This window comes from Streptomyces sp. NPDC020489, assembly GCF_044386545.1.
Lineage (GTDB): Bacteria > Actinomycetota > Actinomycetes > Streptomycetales > Streptomycetaceae > Streptomyces.
The window spans coordinates 1-14,491 of sequence record NZ_JBIRUZ010000013.1; the positions used below are offsets into that span (position 1 = coordinate 1).

The 14,491-nt window shown below is 72.8% G+C and carries 11 protein-coding genes; 6 read left to right on the top strand and 5 right to left on the bottom strand.

All coding sequences use genetic code 11. From position 1 onward, the window contains the following. Nucleotides 1–290: 290 nt before the first annotated feature. A complete protein-coding gene (locus ACH41F_RS30310; protein WP_391236438.1) occupies nucleotides 291–1,100 on the top strand; it encodes a LuxR C-terminal-related transcriptional regulator in 810 nt (269 codons plus the stop codon). Here ACH41F_RS30310 and ACH41F_RS30315 read toward each other — a convergent pair. After that, nucleotides 1,089–2,570, bottom strand: coding sequence for an MFS transporter (locus ACH41F_RS30315; RefSeq protein ID WP_391237184.1), 1,482 nt, complete (start codon nucleotides 2,568–2,570; stop codon nucleotides 1,089–1,091). The two genes, ACH41F_RS30310 and ACH41F_RS30315, sit on opposite strands and share 12 nt — an antisense overlap. A 196-nt stretch (nucleotides 2,571–2,766) precedes the next feature. On the opposite strand from ACH41F_RS30315, the gene ACH41F_RS30320 reads away from it, so the two are divergent. Further along, entirely contained in the window at nucleotides 2,767–4,098 is a 1,332-nt protein-coding gene (locus tag ACH41F_RS30320; protein ID WP_398838328.1) for a HEAT repeat domain-containing protein, read from the top strand. Between the two features lie 109 nt (nucleotides 4,099–4,207). On the opposite strand, the gene ACH41F_RS30325 is transcribed toward ACH41F_RS30320, so the two are convergent. Then, complete coding sequence (locus ACH41F_RS30325; protein WP_398838330.1) at nucleotides 4,208–7,582, bottom strand: pyruvate carboxylase; 3,375 nt, start codon at nucleotides 7,580–7,582, stop codon at nucleotides 4,208–4,210. Between the two features lie 116 nt (nucleotides 7,583–7,698). Further along, a complete protein-coding gene (locus ACH41F_RS30330) occupies nucleotides 7,699–8,898 on the bottom strand; it encodes a cysteine desulfurase-like protein (protein WP_391236447.1) in 1,200 nt (399 codons plus the stop codon). Nucleotides 8,899–9,145: 247 nt separating this feature from the next. Between ACH41F_RS30330 and ACH41F_RS30335 the strand changes: the two genes are divergently transcribed. Beyond that, nucleotides 9,146–10,129, top strand: coding sequence for a trypsin-like serine peptidase (locus ACH41F_RS30335; protein WP_398838332.1), 984 nt, complete (start codon nucleotides 9,146–9,148; stop codon nucleotides 10,127–10,129). Between the two features lie 90 nt (nucleotides 10,130–10,219). Further along, entirely contained in the window at nucleotides 10,220–10,663 is a 444-nt protein-coding gene (locus tag ACH41F_RS30340; protein ID WP_398838333.1) for a DUF6174 domain-containing protein, read from the top strand. Nucleotides 10,664–10,673: 10 nt separating this feature from the next. Here the strand turns inward: ACH41F_RS30340 and ACH41F_RS30345 are convergent, their stop codons facing one another. Further along, a complete protein-coding gene (locus ACH41F_RS30345) occupies nucleotides 10,674–11,093 on the bottom strand; it encodes a hypothetical protein (RefSeq protein WP_391236458.1) in 420 nt (139 codons plus the stop codon). 97 nt (nucleotides 11,094–11,190) lie between these two features. On the opposite strand from ACH41F_RS30345, the gene ACH41F_RS30350 reads away from it, so the two are divergent. Continuing rightward, nucleotides 11,191–12,084 (top strand): amidohydrolase family protein, encoded by an 894-nt coding sequence (locus ACH41F_RS30350; protein WP_398838335.1) that lies wholly within the window; start codon nucleotides 11,191–11,193, stop codon nucleotides 12,082–12,084. 88 nt (nucleotides 12,085–12,172) lie between these two features. Beyond that, a complete protein-coding gene (locus tag ACH41F_RS30355; protein ID WP_398838337.1) occupies nucleotides 12,173–13,522 on the top strand; it encodes an MFS transporter in 1,350 nt (449 codons plus the stop codon). A gap of 92 nt (nucleotides 13,523–13,614) precedes the next feature. On the opposite strand, the gene ACH41F_RS30360 is transcribed toward ACH41F_RS30355, so the two are convergent. Further along, on the bottom strand, nucleotides 13,615–14,466 hold the full coding sequence (locus ACH41F_RS30360) for an isocitrate lyase/phosphoenolpyruvate mutase family protein (RefSeq protein ID WP_391236467.1): 852 nt from the start codon (nucleotides 14,464–14,466) through the stop codon (nucleotides 13,615–13,617). Nucleotides 14,467–14,491: the final 25 nt, after the last annotated feature.

Consider the following 14,491-nt stretch of genomic DNA (forward strand, 5'->3'; position numbering starts at 1 on the left):
GAAGCCCTCGTACTGGGCGTACTCGGGCTTTCGGGCGGTGCGGCGAGAGTGCGTGCCGGGCGTCGCGCGGCAGAGGCCACTTTCACAACAGGCCCCAGGCGCGGGAGACTCCGTGCGGAACCGCCGGTCCCCCGTGCCGGCGGTTCCGCACGGAGAGAAGGGGAGAACCAGGCATCCCCTCCGGGCCTGCTCTCTCCTGCCTGCGGTCGCCGGGGCGCCGATGTGCTGGAGTACACGAGAACGTCTCTGTTGCTCTGTTGCATTCTGGAGTGGCAGGAGGTGACGCAGGTATGGGTACAACTGCGTACGCGGACGAGTGGAGCACGAACGTGGCACAGGGGCTGGGCGGAGCCTACGAACGCATGCTGGCGGTGGCCGTCGCCGCACTCCACGAGCGTGATCCCGGGCGGTTGTGGCCGTCGGTGGCGGGCGCGCTGCCCGACCTCATCGGCGGCGAGGTGCTGATCTACAAGCTGGACGACTGGAGCGAGAGCGGGGGCACACTCGGTCTGTCGCCCGACGCGGCCCCCGACTTCGCGGCGCTCGGGGACGAGGACATGGGCCTGCTGCGAGCCGGGTTTCCCTTCGCCCAGCACTACGCGGAACGTCGGGACCGGGCGCCGGTGACCGCGGGCCGGGCGGCGGGTCGGGCGTGGTCCGCGAGCCGGACCGCCCGGCTGATCGACGACGTCATGGACATGGACCACGCGCTCGGGATACCGCTGCCGGAGTCGGGAACGCCGATCACGGGCTGTCTCGTCTACCGCTCCGGCCGTGACTTCACCGACGAGGAGGTCGTCGTCGCCGGGCGGTTGCAGCCGCTGCTGGCCGGGATAGAGCAGCAACGGCAGCTGCTGGAGCGGGTGGTGGTGCCGAGCGGCGACGACGTGGGGCTGACACCGCGGGAGTCGACGGTGCTGCTCCTGCTGGGCGACGCGCTCACCGCCGCCGCGATGGGCCGGCGGCTCGGCATCTCCGAACGCACGGTCCACAAGCACGTCGCGAACATCTACCGCAAGCTCGGCACCCACGACCGGCTCGGGACGGTGTTGCGCGCCCAGCAGTTGGGCCTGGTTCCGGCGCCGGCGTCACTGGGGTGAGGGCATCCCGTCGCCCTTGAGGCGTTCCAGGTCGGACGGGCGGACCTGGATGGCGATCAGGGCGATCAGGGCGGCGACCGCGGTGAAGACGGCCGCGACGATGAAGGCGGCCGAGACTCCGGCGGTGAGGACCTCGTCGCCCCAGTGCCCGGGGAGTTGCCCGGTGCGCTTGTACTGGAGGAGCTCGGCCGGGGTGGCCTGCTCCAGGAAGCGCGGGACCTGCTTCTCCGCCTCGTTGGTGCTGGCCGTGCCGAACACCGTGACCAGGATGGACAGTCCGAGCGAACCGCCGACCTGCTGGGTCGCGTTGAGGAGTCCGGAGGCCGCGCCGGTCTCCCGCACGGACACGTTGGAGAGCGCCATCAGGGTCAGTGAGACGAACTCCATGCCCATGCCCAGGCTGAAGACCAGGATCGGGCCGAGGACACTGCCCGCGTAGGTGGAGTGGACGTCGGTCAGGGTCAGCCAGCCCAGTCCGACCGCCGCGAGGATCGCGCCCACCACCATGAACGGCTTCGGACCGTACGTCGGCAGGAACTTCGAGGCCAGCCCGGCGCCGACCGCGATGACCGCGCTGACCGGCAGGAAGGCGAAGCCGGTGGCCAACGGGCTGAAGTTCAGCACGTTCTGCACGAAGAGCGTGAGGAAGAAGAACATGCCGAAGATCGCGGCGGCGAGGCAGAGCATGATGCCGTAGGTGCCCGCGCGGTTGCGGTCGGCGAACATGTGCAGCGGCGTGATGGGTTGCGGGGAGCGCCGCTCGACCAGGACGAACGCCACGAGGAAGACGACGGCCGCGCCGAACGAGGCCAGTGTGAGCGCGTCCCGCCAGCCCTCCTGGGCGGCTCTGATGAACCCGTAGACGAGCAGGACCATGCCGACGGTGGAGGTCAGGGCGCCGGTGATGTCAAAGTGGCCGGGGTGGCGCTCGGACTCCCTGATCCAGCGGGGCGTGGCGAGGGCGATGAGCAGTCCGATGGGGACGTTGACGAAGAGCACCCACCGCCAGTTCAGGTACTCGACGAGGATGCCGCCGGCGAGCAGTCCGATCGCTCCGCCGCCCGCCGAGACGGCGGCGAACACCCCGAACGCCCGGTTGCGTTCCGGGCCTTCGCGGAAGGTCGTGCTGATCAGGGCGAGCGAGGTCGGGGAGGCGATGGCGCCGCCGACTCCCTGGAGGGCGCGGGCGGCGAGGAGTTGGGCCTCGTTCTGGGCGAGGCCGCCCAGCAGGGAGGCGAGCACGAAGAGCAGGACGCCGCAGATGAACACCCGCCGTCTGCCGAGGATGTCGCCGGCGCGACCGCCGAGGAGCAGCAGACCGCCGAAGGTGAGGGTGTAGGCGTTGACCACCCAGGCCAGGCTGGTGGTGGAGAAGTCCAGGGAGCGCTGGATGTCCGGCAGCGCGATGTTCACGATGGTGATGTCGAGGACCACCATCAACTGGCATGAGGCGATGACCAGCAGGGCCATGCCGTTCCCGCCACCGCCTGTCTTCCCGGTGGTGGCTTGAGCTGCGGAGGTGGATCGCGGGCTGCTGCTCATGGCATATCGCACTTTCGGTGAACGGTGGCGTCCACTGTTCGACCGTACGCCTGGGTCGGGACCCTCACCACTCGATCATCGGGGACGGGGGTGGGTGTCGGTGCCGCCGTCTAGGGTTCCCCTCATGGACGAGACGCCGACCGCCGAACTCGCCTCGGCGCTGGACCTGTTGTGCGACGAGGGCTCGCCCGTCGAGTGGAGCGTGCCGGCGGAAGCGCTCGTCAGGATCGGCGAACCGGCGCTGTTCCCGCTGGCCGACGCGCTCGCGTCGGCGCGCTCGCCCGAGGTGGAGCGGCGGGCCGTCTGGACGCTGGCCCGTCTGGAGGTGGCGGATCGGGGGAGCTACCTGCCGCTGTTGCGGCATCCGCACGCGGAAGTGCGCCACACCGCGCTCTCCACCTTCAAGTTCCAGGGCGAGGCCGCGATCGACTACGCCGACCAGCTGATGCCCTTGCTGGGGGACCCGGAGGCCGACATCCGGCGGCAGGCGGTCTTGGCGTTCCAGGCGATGGGCGGCTCGGCGGTTCCCTTGCTGGAGCGTCTGCGCCGGCAGCCCGCGACCGGACCCAGGATCCGGGCCACCGCGTTGGAGGCGCTGGCGGGGATCGGCGGGCCGAACGCGCTCAGCGACCGGGACCTGGCCGCGTGGCGTCGGCTGACGAGGATCAAGCAGCTGGTGGAGGTGCCCGAGAACCTGCATCTGTGCGGCTCCTGGTTCGCGGTGCCGAGCGTCGACCAAGCGGCGGTGCTGGCGGCGTTCGACCTGGGCGATCCGGAGCCGGTCACCCTGCGCACCGGTGCGTCGGCCTGGAACCACGACAGTCACCACTGGCACGGCAAGCGCCCCCACGAGCGCTGTGCCCGGGTCTTCGTCAGCCCGGCGCTGGACGGCTGGACGCTGGTCTTCGGCGACTCCTCGCAGGACACGCACCGCGTCGAGGACGCGGACGACCCGGAGGCGGTCCGCGGCGAGGTGGTACGTGAGCGGTGCGCCGACCTGAGCCGCCGGTTCGGGGCCGCCCACTGGTACGGCATGAGCTGCGGAGACGGCTGGACCGCGTGGTGCATCGCCGAGGACGGCGAAGTGGTGCGCTTCTACGACGCGTTCGAGGCCGAGGAGGGGGCCCTGGGCGCCCGGCACCCCGCAGAGTCGGGCTGTCTCCTGCCGCACGAGACGGTCGACACCGGCGATGCCCTCGACTCGTTCCTCGACGAACTGTCGAACGCGGGGGACCAGTTGGACGTCGAGGACTTCTACAGCCGCTACGCGCAGGCGAGAAGGGACCTCGGCATACCCGACACCTGCTACGCCACGGACATCGCGGCCCGTCTCTCGGTCGACCCCGGATCGCTCGGGACGCCCGGGGCGAGGACCCGGATCTCGGGTTCCGGGGTCCTCGCCCTCACCGCCTGCGGCCGTCGGTACGGCCACCCCGCCGGAGCGCTCAAGGCCTGACCGGGCTCTGGTGCCGCGGCGGGCGACGTCCGCCCCGGCGCGACGCCCGGCACACCCTGTCGTCGCACCGGCCGCCGCTCCCTGACGGGCAGGCGTCGCCCGCCCGGCCCTAGCCGATCTCGAAGAGCAGGTCGCCGCCTTCCACCTGCTGGATGCGGTTGATGGCGAGGCGCGTCACCCGTCCGGCCTTCGGCGCGGTGATGGCGGCCTCCATCTTCATCGCCTCGATGGTGGCGACCGTGCCGCCGGCCTCGACCTCGTCGCCCTCGGTGACCGCGAGGGTGACGACCCCGGCGAACGGCGCGGCGACATGGCCGGGGTTGGCGCGGTCGGCCTTCTCGGTGACGGGGACGTCGGAGGCGGCCGAGGTGTCCCGCACCTGGATGGGCCGGAGCTGGCCGTTCAAGGTGGACATCACGGTGCGCATCCCGCGTTCGTCGGCCTCACCCACGGCCTCCAGGCCCAGCAGCAGCCGGACACCGGGTTCGAGGTCGACGGCGTACTCCTCGCCCGGGCGTAGCCCGTAGAAGAAGTCCTTGCTGTCCAGGACGCTCGTGTCGCCGAAGGTCTGGCGGTGCGTCTCGAAGTCGCGGGTCGGGCCGGGGAAGAGGAGCCGGTTGAGGGTGGCCCGGCGGTCCTTGTCCAGGCCGGCGCGGTCCTCCGCCGTGAGCTGCGGTGCGGGCTTCGGGTCGGCGCGGCCTTCGAGGGCCTTGCTGCGGAAGGGCTCCGGCCAGCCGCCGGGCGGGGTGCCCAGCTCGCCGCGGAGGAAGCCGATCACGGAGTCGGGGATGTCGAAGCGGTCCGGCGTCGCCTCGAAGTCCTGCGGGGAGACCCCGGCGCCGACGAGGTGCAGGGCGAGGTCTCCGACGACTTTGGAGGACGGGGTGACCTTGACGAGGTGGCCGAGGATGCGGTCGGCGGCGGCGTACATCTCCTCGATGTCCTCGAACCGGTCGCCGAGGCCGAGGGCGACGGCCTGGGTGCGCAGGTTGGAGAGCTGGCCGCCGGGGATCTCGTGGTCGTAGACCCGTCCGGTCGGGGAGGCCAGGCCCGCCTCGAAGGGGGCGTAGATCCGGCGGACGCTCTCCCAGTACGGCTCCAGGTCGCCGACCGCCCGCAGGTCGAGGCCGGTCGGGCGGGCCGAGTGGTCGGTCGCGGCGACGATCGCGGACAGGGAGGGCTGCGAGGTGGTGCCCGCCATGGAGGCCACGGCCCCGTCGACGGCGTCGGCGCCGGCCTGGATCGCGGCCAGGTAGGTGGCGAGCTGGCCGCCCGCGGTGTCGTGGGTGTGGATGTGGACCGGCAGGTCGAACTCGCGGCGCAGCGCGGAGACCAGGGTGGCGGCGGCCGGGGCCCGCAGCAGCCCCGCCATGTCCTTCACGGCCAGCACGTGCGCGCCGGCCTCGACGATCTGCTCGGCCAGGCGCAGGTAGTAGTCGAGGGTGTAGAGCCGCTCGTTCGGGTCGGACAGGTCGGAGGTGTAGCAGAGGGCGACCTCGGCGATCGCGGTCCCCGTCTCGCGTACGGCTTCGATCGCCGGGCGCATCTGGCCGACGTCGTTGAGGGCGTCGAAGATGCGGAAGATGTCGACGCCGGTGGCGGCGGCCTCCTGGACGAAGGCGTCGGTCACCTCGGTCGGGTACGGGGTGTAGCCGACGGTGTTGCGGCCGCGCAGCAGCATCTGGAGGCAGATGTTGGGGACGGCCTCGCGCAGGGCGGCGAGCCGCTCCCAGGGGTCCTCGGCGAGGAAGCGCAGGGCGACGTCGTAGGTGGCGCCGCCCCAGCACTCCAGGGACAGCAGCTCGGGCAGGGTGCGCGCGACGACGGGGGCGACGGCGAGGAGGTCCTTGGTGCGGACCCGGGTGGCGAGCAGGGACTGGTGGGCGTCGCGGAACGTGGTGTCGGTGACGCCGATGGTCGGGGACTCGCGCAGCCACCGGGCGAAGCCCTCGGGGCCCAGCTCGGTGAGCCGCTGCTTGGAGCCGGCCGGCGGCACCTCCGAGGTCGGCCGCGGCAGCTTGCCGACGGGGTCGATCAGCTCGGGGCGCTCGCCGTGCGGCTTGTTCACCGTGACGTCGGCGAGGTAGGTGAGCAGCTTGGTGCCGCGGTCGGCGGAGTGCCGGGAGGTCAGCAGGTGCGGGCGCTGCTCGATGAACGCGGTGGTGACCCGGCCCGCCTGGAAGTCCGGGTCGTCGAGGACGGCCTGGAGGAAGGGGATGTTGGTGGCCACGCCGCGGATGCGGAACTCGGCGACGGCACGCCGGGCCCGCTTGACGGCGGTGTCGAAGTCCCGGCCGCGGCAGGTGAGTTTGACCAGCATGGAGTCGAAGTGGGCGCTGATCTCCGTACCGGCGTGGGTGGTGCCGCCGTCCAGGCGGATGCCGGAGCCGCCGGGCGAGCGGTAGGCGCTGATGCGGCCGGTGTCGGGGCGGAAGCCGTTGGCGGGGTCCTCGGTGGTGATGCGGCACTGGAGGGCGGCGCCGTGCAGGGTGACCGTCTCCTGGGAGAGGCCGAGGTCGGCGAGGGTCTCGCCGGCGGCGATGCGCAGCTGGGACTGGACGAGGTCGACGTCGGTGACCTCCTCGGTGACCGTGTGCTCGACCTGGATGCGCGGGTTCATCTCGATGAAGACGTGGTTGCCGTGCGGGTCGAGCAGGAACTCCACGGTGCCGGCGTTGCGGTAGCCGATCTCGCGGGCGAAGCGTACGGCGTCGGCGCAGATGCGGTCGCGCAGCCCGGGGTCGAGGTTCGGCGCCGGGGCGAGCTCGATGACCTTCTGGTGGCGGCGCTGCACCGAGCAGTCCCGCTCGAAGAGGTGGATGACGTTGCCCTCGCCGTCGGCGAGGATCTGCACCTCGATATGGCGGGGGTCGACGACGGCCTTCTCCAGGAACACCGTGGGGTCGCCGAACGCGGAGGCCGCCTCGCGGGCCGCCGCCTCGATGGACTCGCGCAGTTGGGCGGGGTCCTCGACGCGGCGCATGCCGCGCCCGCCGCCGCCTGCGACGGCCTTGACGAAGACCGGGAACCCGACGTCCTCGGCGGCCCGCACCAGCTCGTCCACGTCGCTGGAGGGCGCGGAGGAGCCCAGGACCGGTACGCCGGCCGCGCGGGCGGCGGCCACGGCACGGGCCTTGTTGCCCGTCAGCTCCAGGATGTCCGCGCTGGGCCCGACGAAGGTGATGCCCGCCTGCTCGCAGGCCCGGGCCAGCTCGGGGTTCTCGGACAGGAACCCGTAGCCCGGGTAGACGGCGTCGGCGCCGGCCTGGCGGGCGGCGCGGATGATCTCCTCGACGGACAGATAGGCCCGCACGGGATGCCCGGGTTCGCCGATCTCGTACGCCTCGTCGGCCTTGAGCCGGTGCAGTGAGTTGCGGTCCTCGTGGGGGAAGACGGCGACCGTCCTCGCGCCCAGCTCGTAGCCGGCTCGGAACGCGCGAATCGCGATCTCACCGCGGTTGGCGACCAGTACCTTGCGAAGCATTCCGGGATCCCTTCGGCCTGCTGGTGACGGACACCATGGTCGCGGCTGCGGCGGCGAGGTGCCATGAGAGCCGGGTCACGCCGGCACGGAGTTTTGTCCCGTTGGTCCGATCGGCCTCACAGGAACTCGGCCAGCCCCGTGAGGAGCCTGTCGACGTCGTCCGCGTCGTTGTAGGGCGCGAGGCCGACGCGCAGTCCTCCGGTGTCGCCGAGACCCAGGTGCCGGGAGGCCTCGATGGCGTAGAAGGCGCCGGAGGGGGCGTGCACTCCGCGTTCGGCGAGGAAGCGGTACGCCGCCACGGTGTCCCGGTGTTCGAAGGTGAGCAGCAGGGTGGGGGTGCGGTCGGCCGCCCGGGAGTGGACGGTGACGCCGTCGAGCGCGGCCAGCCCCTTGTCCAGCTGGGTGCGCAGGGTCTGCTCGTGGGCCTCCAGTGCCGTGTAGGCAGCGGCCAGCCGCTCGCGCCGGGTGCCGGTGGCGCTCGGGTCGAGGCCCGCGAGGAAGTCCACCGCCGCCCGGGTGCCGGCGAGGAACTCATAGGGCAGGGTGCCGAGTTCGAAGCGCTCGGGGACCGCGTCGGTGGAGGGCAGCAGCTTGTCCGGGCGCAGGGTCTGAAGCAGCTGCGGGTCGGCGGCGAGGACGCCGTGGTGCGGGCCGAGGAACTTGTACGGGGAGCAGACGTAGAAGTCGGCCCCGAGCCGTGCCAGGTCGACCAGGGCGTGGGCGGCGTGGTGGACGCCGTCGACGTACACGAGCGCCCCCACCTCGTGGGCCAGCCGGGAGAGCTCGGGGATGGCGGGGCGGGTGCCGATGAGGTTGGAGGCGGCGGTGACGGCGACCAGCCGGGTGCGGTCGGTCAGCGCGGCGCGGAGGTGGTCGGGGGTCAACTCGCCGGTGGCGGGGTCGAAGTCGGCCCAGCGCACGGTGGCGCCGACGCGCTCGGCGGCCTGGATCCAGGGGCGGATGTTGGAGTCGTGGTCGAGGCGGGTGACGACGACCTCGTCGCCGGGCGACCAGGTTTTGGCGAGGGTGCGGGAGAAGTCGTAGGTGAGCTGGGTGGCGCTGCGGCCGAAAACGATGCCCCCGGGGTCCGCCGCGAGCAGGTCGGCCAGGGCCCGGCGGGTCTCGGTGACGATGGCCTCGGCGTTGCGCTCCCCCGGCAGGCCGTGGCCCCGGTTCGACAGCGGGTGAGCCATGGCGTCGGCGACGGCGTCGATGACGGGCCGGGGCGTCTGGGTGCCGCCGGGTCCGTCGAAGTGGGCCGTTCCGGCGGCCAGGGCGGGGAACTGGGAGCGGAGGGCGGCGATGTCGTACGTCACGAGGGGCTCCAATGCGGGTGCCGTTCCGGGCCGGGGCCCCGGGGGACGACCTCGTCCTGCGGGCCCGGGGCCCGAGTCAACCTCATCCTCGCGTCCCGGTCGAGATCACCACCCGGTGCCGTCCTCGTGACCGGGCTGTGCCTTTTCGGCCATCATCCTGACGTGCACCTGCCCAAATGAGGCCGCCGGTGGCACTCTGCGCGCAGAACGGTCACCCCCTCCGACCCCCACCGCAGAAGGAGACCGCGTGATAGGCAGACTGCGTACGGCCCTGATCGGCGTCGCCGCGCTCCTGGCCGGCGGCGCGCTCGTCACCCCGGCCGGTGCCGCCCCCGATCCGGGCGCCGTGCCGCCCACCGCACAGGAACACGTGTCGCTCGCCGCGCAGGAACGCGCCCAGGGCTTCTGGACCCCGGAGCGGATGCGGGCGGCGACCCCGCTCGACGTCCTGTCCGTCGACCGCTCGGAGGTCAGGGCGGCCGAGCTGCGCAAGGGCACCAAGAGGATCGTGGCGCCGAGCGCCCCCGGCTCGCCCGTCGGGACGATGGCGTTCCCCCAGGGCGGCGGTGAGTGGACCGGCGGCGGGGCCGTCGTGCGGACCGCGGGCCGGGTGTTCTTCACCTACCAGGGGCGCACCGCCTCCTGCTCCGGCAACGCCGTCACCAGCGCCAACAAGTCCACCGTCCTGACCGCCGGGCACTGTGTGAAGCTGGAGGGCGCCTGGCACACCAACTGGGTGTTCGCGCCCGGCTATCACGACGGCCAGACCCCCTACGGCACCTGGACGGCGTCCAAGACACTGTCCACCCCGCAGTGGACGGCGAGCGAGGACATCAACTACGACGTCGGCGCCGCCGTGGTGGCCCCGCTGGACGGCAAGCGGCTCACCGATGTCGTCGGCGGGCAGGGGGTGGCCTTCAACACCGGCTACAACAAGGCGATGTACGCCTTCGGCTTCCCCGCCGCCGCCCCCTACGACGGCCAGAAGTTCATCTACTGCTCCGGCACCACCTCCCGGGACTTCCTGCTCTCCCGCGACCACGGGCTGACCTGCAACATGACCGGCGGGTCCAGCGGTGGCCCCTGGTTCACGCAGTTCAACGAGGCCACGGGCACCGGGCTCCAGTCCTCGGTGAACAGCTTCAAGTACAACTTCCTGCCGAACGCCATGTACGGGCCGTACTTCGGCGCGGACGCGCAGAACCTGTACCAGACGGCCCAGTCCTCCTGAGCCCTCGCCGACGGTACGGACGCCGGCCGGTCCCGAACGTTCCGGGGCCGGCCGGCGTCGTAGCGATAACCGTCTTCCGAAGGGGCCGCCATGACCGTCGTACGCCCGCTCCTCTGCCTGGCCGTGCTGGTGGGCCCCCTGACCGCCTGCGGCGGCGGGACGGAGGCGGGCGCGCCCGCCTGGGAGGAGCCCGCCTCGTACGCCTACACGCTGACGTCCGGCGAGGGCGAGCGGGCCCTCATCGGCACCTTCCGGATCACGGTCCGGGACGGCGAGGTCACCGAGGCGGTCGGCCTCGACGCCGGGGCGCGCCGGGTGGTACGGCAGCTGCCCGGTCAAGTACCGACACTGGGCGCCCTGTTGGCCGAGCTGGAGCAGGCGCGGGACGACGACGCGGACATCGCCGAGGCTCGGTACGCGGCGGACGGCCACCCGACCCGCATCGAGCTGGACTGGGACGCGAACGCCCTGGACGACGAGGCGCGCTACGAGATCAGGGACTACGCGCCGGGCAAGGCGGCTGAGGGGAGTTGACGGCCGCGGCCTACAACTGACGGATGCTGCCGCCGAGTTCGGGGCGGACCTTCTTCAGCAGCGCCGCCGGGGCGCTGACCACCCAGCGGGTGCCGACCAGGTACGTGCCGCCGTAGACGGAGGCGGCGTCCAGCCAGGTCACCTTCAACCGCTCCTCGGGGAAGGTGGTGATCAGCAGGTCGCCGTCCTTGCCGTGGCACACGCCTTCCCGCAGCTCGTCGGCGTCCGTGCGGATCGTGGCCTTGCAACCCACCAGCCCGGCGATGACCTCGACCTTCGCGGGAGCCACGACACCGGCGGCCGGAGCGGCGGTCACCGCGACGCCGCTGCCGACCTTGGACTCGCCCGAGCCGCCCGAACACCCGGTGGCCAGGAGGAGCGGGGTCAGGACCAGGCAGGCGAGGGGCAGTCGGCGGGGCTGAGGGGACACGGACCTCTCCGTTTCGGGGCGTTCGGGCGCGCGTACGCCGAGAGGTACGGGCGTGCGCCGGTGGCTGTTCACGTCGGCGAGGCCCGACGATGTGGTCATGACCCCCATCGACGTGCACCAGCATCTGTGGACCCCGTCGCTGCTGGCGGCCCTCCGGGCACGCCGTGAGCCGCCGTTCCTGGACGGCTGGACTCTGCACCTGGCCGGTGAGCCGCCCTACGACGTCCCGCCGGCCGCCCATGACGTGGCCCGGCGCGCGGAACTCGCCGTCGCCGACGGCCTGGGGCGGGCGCTCGTGTCGATGTCGGCGCCCATCGGCGTGGAGTGGCTGCCCTCGGCCGAGGCCCGCCCGCTGCTGGACGCCTACCACGAGGACGCGGCCGCGCTTCCCGAGCCGTTCGGGGCCTGGGCCGCCGCGGGTGTCAGGGACGTCGACGCGAAGGCGACGGCGCGCGCCCTCGACGCGGGCTTCGTCGGTCTGCAACTGCCGGCCAACGCCCTTGCGAACGCGGCCGGTTACGCGCGCTGCGCCCCGCTGCTGGACCTGCTGACGGAACGCGACCTGCCGCTCTTCGTGCACCCCGGTCCCGCACCCGGCGGGTCCGAGGGCCCCGGCTGGTGGCCCGCGATGGTGCCCTACGTCCAGCAGATGCATGCCGCCTGGTTCGCCTTCCGTGCCTTCGGCCGGCCCCGCCATCCGCGGCTGCGGGTGTGCTTCGCGCTGCTCGCCGGGCTGGCCCCGCTGCACGGGGAGCGGTTCACCGCCCGCGGCGGCGGTCCGGCGGCGGTTGACCCGGACGTGTTCGTCGAGACCTCCTCCTACGGCCCGAACTCCGTGGCGGCCGTGGTCCGCGCCCTCGGCGTGGACGCCGTCGTCCAGGGCTCGGACCGGCCGTACGCGGAGCCGCCGCAGCATCCCGGGTTCGGCCTCGGCGGGGCGGCGGCGGACGCCTTCCGGATCGCGAACCCGCGGCGACTGCTCGGCGGGTAGGCGCCCGTCAATGTTGTGCAGTTTCTTGACGGCAGTCAGCACAGAGCCTAGTTTCGCGGTGTCCTTCCTCCGCTCAAGGGAGACCGCGATGCCCCCGTCCCCCGTCGCAGCACCCTCGGCCACCGAACGAGCCCGGCAGCTGCGTCTGGTCGCCGCCTCCGGACTGCTCGGCACCGCCGTGGAGTTCTACGACTTCCTCGTCTACGGCACCGTCGCCGCGCTGGTCTTCGGCGACCTGTTCTTCCCCGGCGCCGACCCGGTCGTCGGCACGGTCGCCGCGTTCGGCACCTTCGCCGCCGGGTACGTCGCCCGACCGCTCGGCGGCATCCTCTTCGGCCACTTCGGCGACCGGCTGGGCCGCAAGTCGATGCTGCTGCTCACCATGGGCCTGATGGGCGGCGCGAGCTTCCTCATCGGCCTGCTGCCCACCTACGACACGATCGGGGTGTGGGCGCCGGTCCTGCTGATCGCCCTGCGGGTCGTGCAGGGCATCGCCATCGGCGGCGAGTGGGGCGGCGCGACCCTGATGGTCGTGGAGCACGCCGGCGAGCGGCGGCGCGGCCTGTGGTCCAGCTTCACGCAGATGGGAGCCCCGCTCGGCTCCCTGCTGTCCACCGCCGTCGTCGCCTACGTCGTCACCCTCCCCAAGGACGACTTCGCGGCCTGGGGCTGGCGCCTGCCGTTCCTGCTGAGCGTCGTCCTGCTCGGCGTCGGTCTCCTCGTCCGGCTGAAGGTCGTCGAGAGCCCGCTGTTCGCCGAGGTGAAGAAGGACCGCGCCGAGTCCCGGCTGCCCGTCCTGGACGTCCTGCGCCATCCGCGCCCGGTCCTGCTGGCCTGCGGTGTCGGCATCGGCGCCTTCACCGCGCAGTCGCTGCTGACCAGCTACATGATCGCGTACGCCACCGGCATCGGGTACGCCCGGCCCCAAGTGCTCGACGCCCTCACGGTCTCCGCGTGCGTCGCGCTCGTCGTGCTGCCCTGCGCCTCCGCGCTGTCGGACCGGGTCGGCCGCCGCCCGGTCGTCCTCGCCGGTGCCGTCGCCTCGGCCGCGCTCGCCTTCCCGGTGCTGGCCCTGGTCGACTCCGGGCGCCCCGGACTACTGGTCCTCGCCGTCGTCCTCGGCCACGGCGTCGCCCAGTCCACGATGTACGGCCCGCTGGGCGCGCTGCTCACCGAGATGTTCGGCACCAAGGTCCGCTACACCGGCGCCTCCCTCGGCTACCAGGGGGCCACGCTCATCGGCGCCGGGTTCTCCCCCATGATCGCCACCAGCCTGGTGGCCGGCAGCGGCGACAGCACCCCCGTCGCCCTGCTGCTGTGCGGCGGTGCCGCGATCACGGCCCTGACCGTGTGCTTCGTGCGCGAGACGCATCGCACGGCCCTCGGCGAACCGGCCGGACGTCCGGCCGTGCCGCGGACGGAGGACGTCACCGCGTGACGGCCGCGGCCGGACGGCCCCGGAGCCGCCCGGGCCGCCCGGGCCGTCCGCCGGGCGGTGGGCGGCGGCCGGTGGGCGCCGGGCGGTGGGCGTCAGCCCCGTCGGAACAGGTCGTTCAGGTCCGCCTGGGCGAGCTGCCCCTCGGCGTAGGAGAAGGTGCCCCGCTCCGCCAACTCCCTTGCCGCGTCCAGCAGCTGGCGGTACATCGCGCGGGCGAGGCTGCCGCCGACGGTGACCCGGCGGACGCCGAGCGCACGCAGGTCGTCCAGGGCCGGCGCACTGCCGGTCAGGCCCATGACGACGTTCAGCGGGCCGTCGAGTTCCCGCACCAGGGTGCCGATCGTCCCGGCGTCGGCGGCGCCGGGCACGAACGCGCAGTCCGCGCCGGCCGCGAGATAGGCGTTGGCCCGCCGTACGCACTCCTCGAGCGAGCCGTCGACCAGCAGCGCGTCGGTCCGGCCGACCAGGACGAACGGCTCACCGGCGGCGTCCACGGCGGCCCGGGCGGCGCGGATGCGGTCCACGGCGAGCGCCTCGTCGTACAGGGGGCGGGCGCGGTCCCCGGTGAAGTCCTCGATGTTGCCCCCGGCGGCCCCGGCCGCGAGGGTCATCGCGACGGTGTCCGCCACGGTCTGCGGGGCCTGCCCGAACCCGTCCTCCAGGTCCGCGCTGAGCGGCACCCTCAGCTCGCCCGCGATCTCACCGATCCGGCGGACCATGGTCTCCCGGTCGACGCGCGCGTCGGTGTCCTTCTCGTCGTGGAAGTCGTGGTCCGGGCGCCCCAGCGAGAACGCCACCCCCGCGCTCGTGGTGGCCACCGCGGGGAAGCCCACCGACTCCAGGACCCGGGCACTGCCCACGTCCCAGGCGTTGGGGAGCAGAAAACACCCCTCTCGGTGCAACTCGACGAAACGCTCTGCCCGTTCTCGGCTCTCGATGCTCACGCGCACCACCGTAGGACGGCGGCAT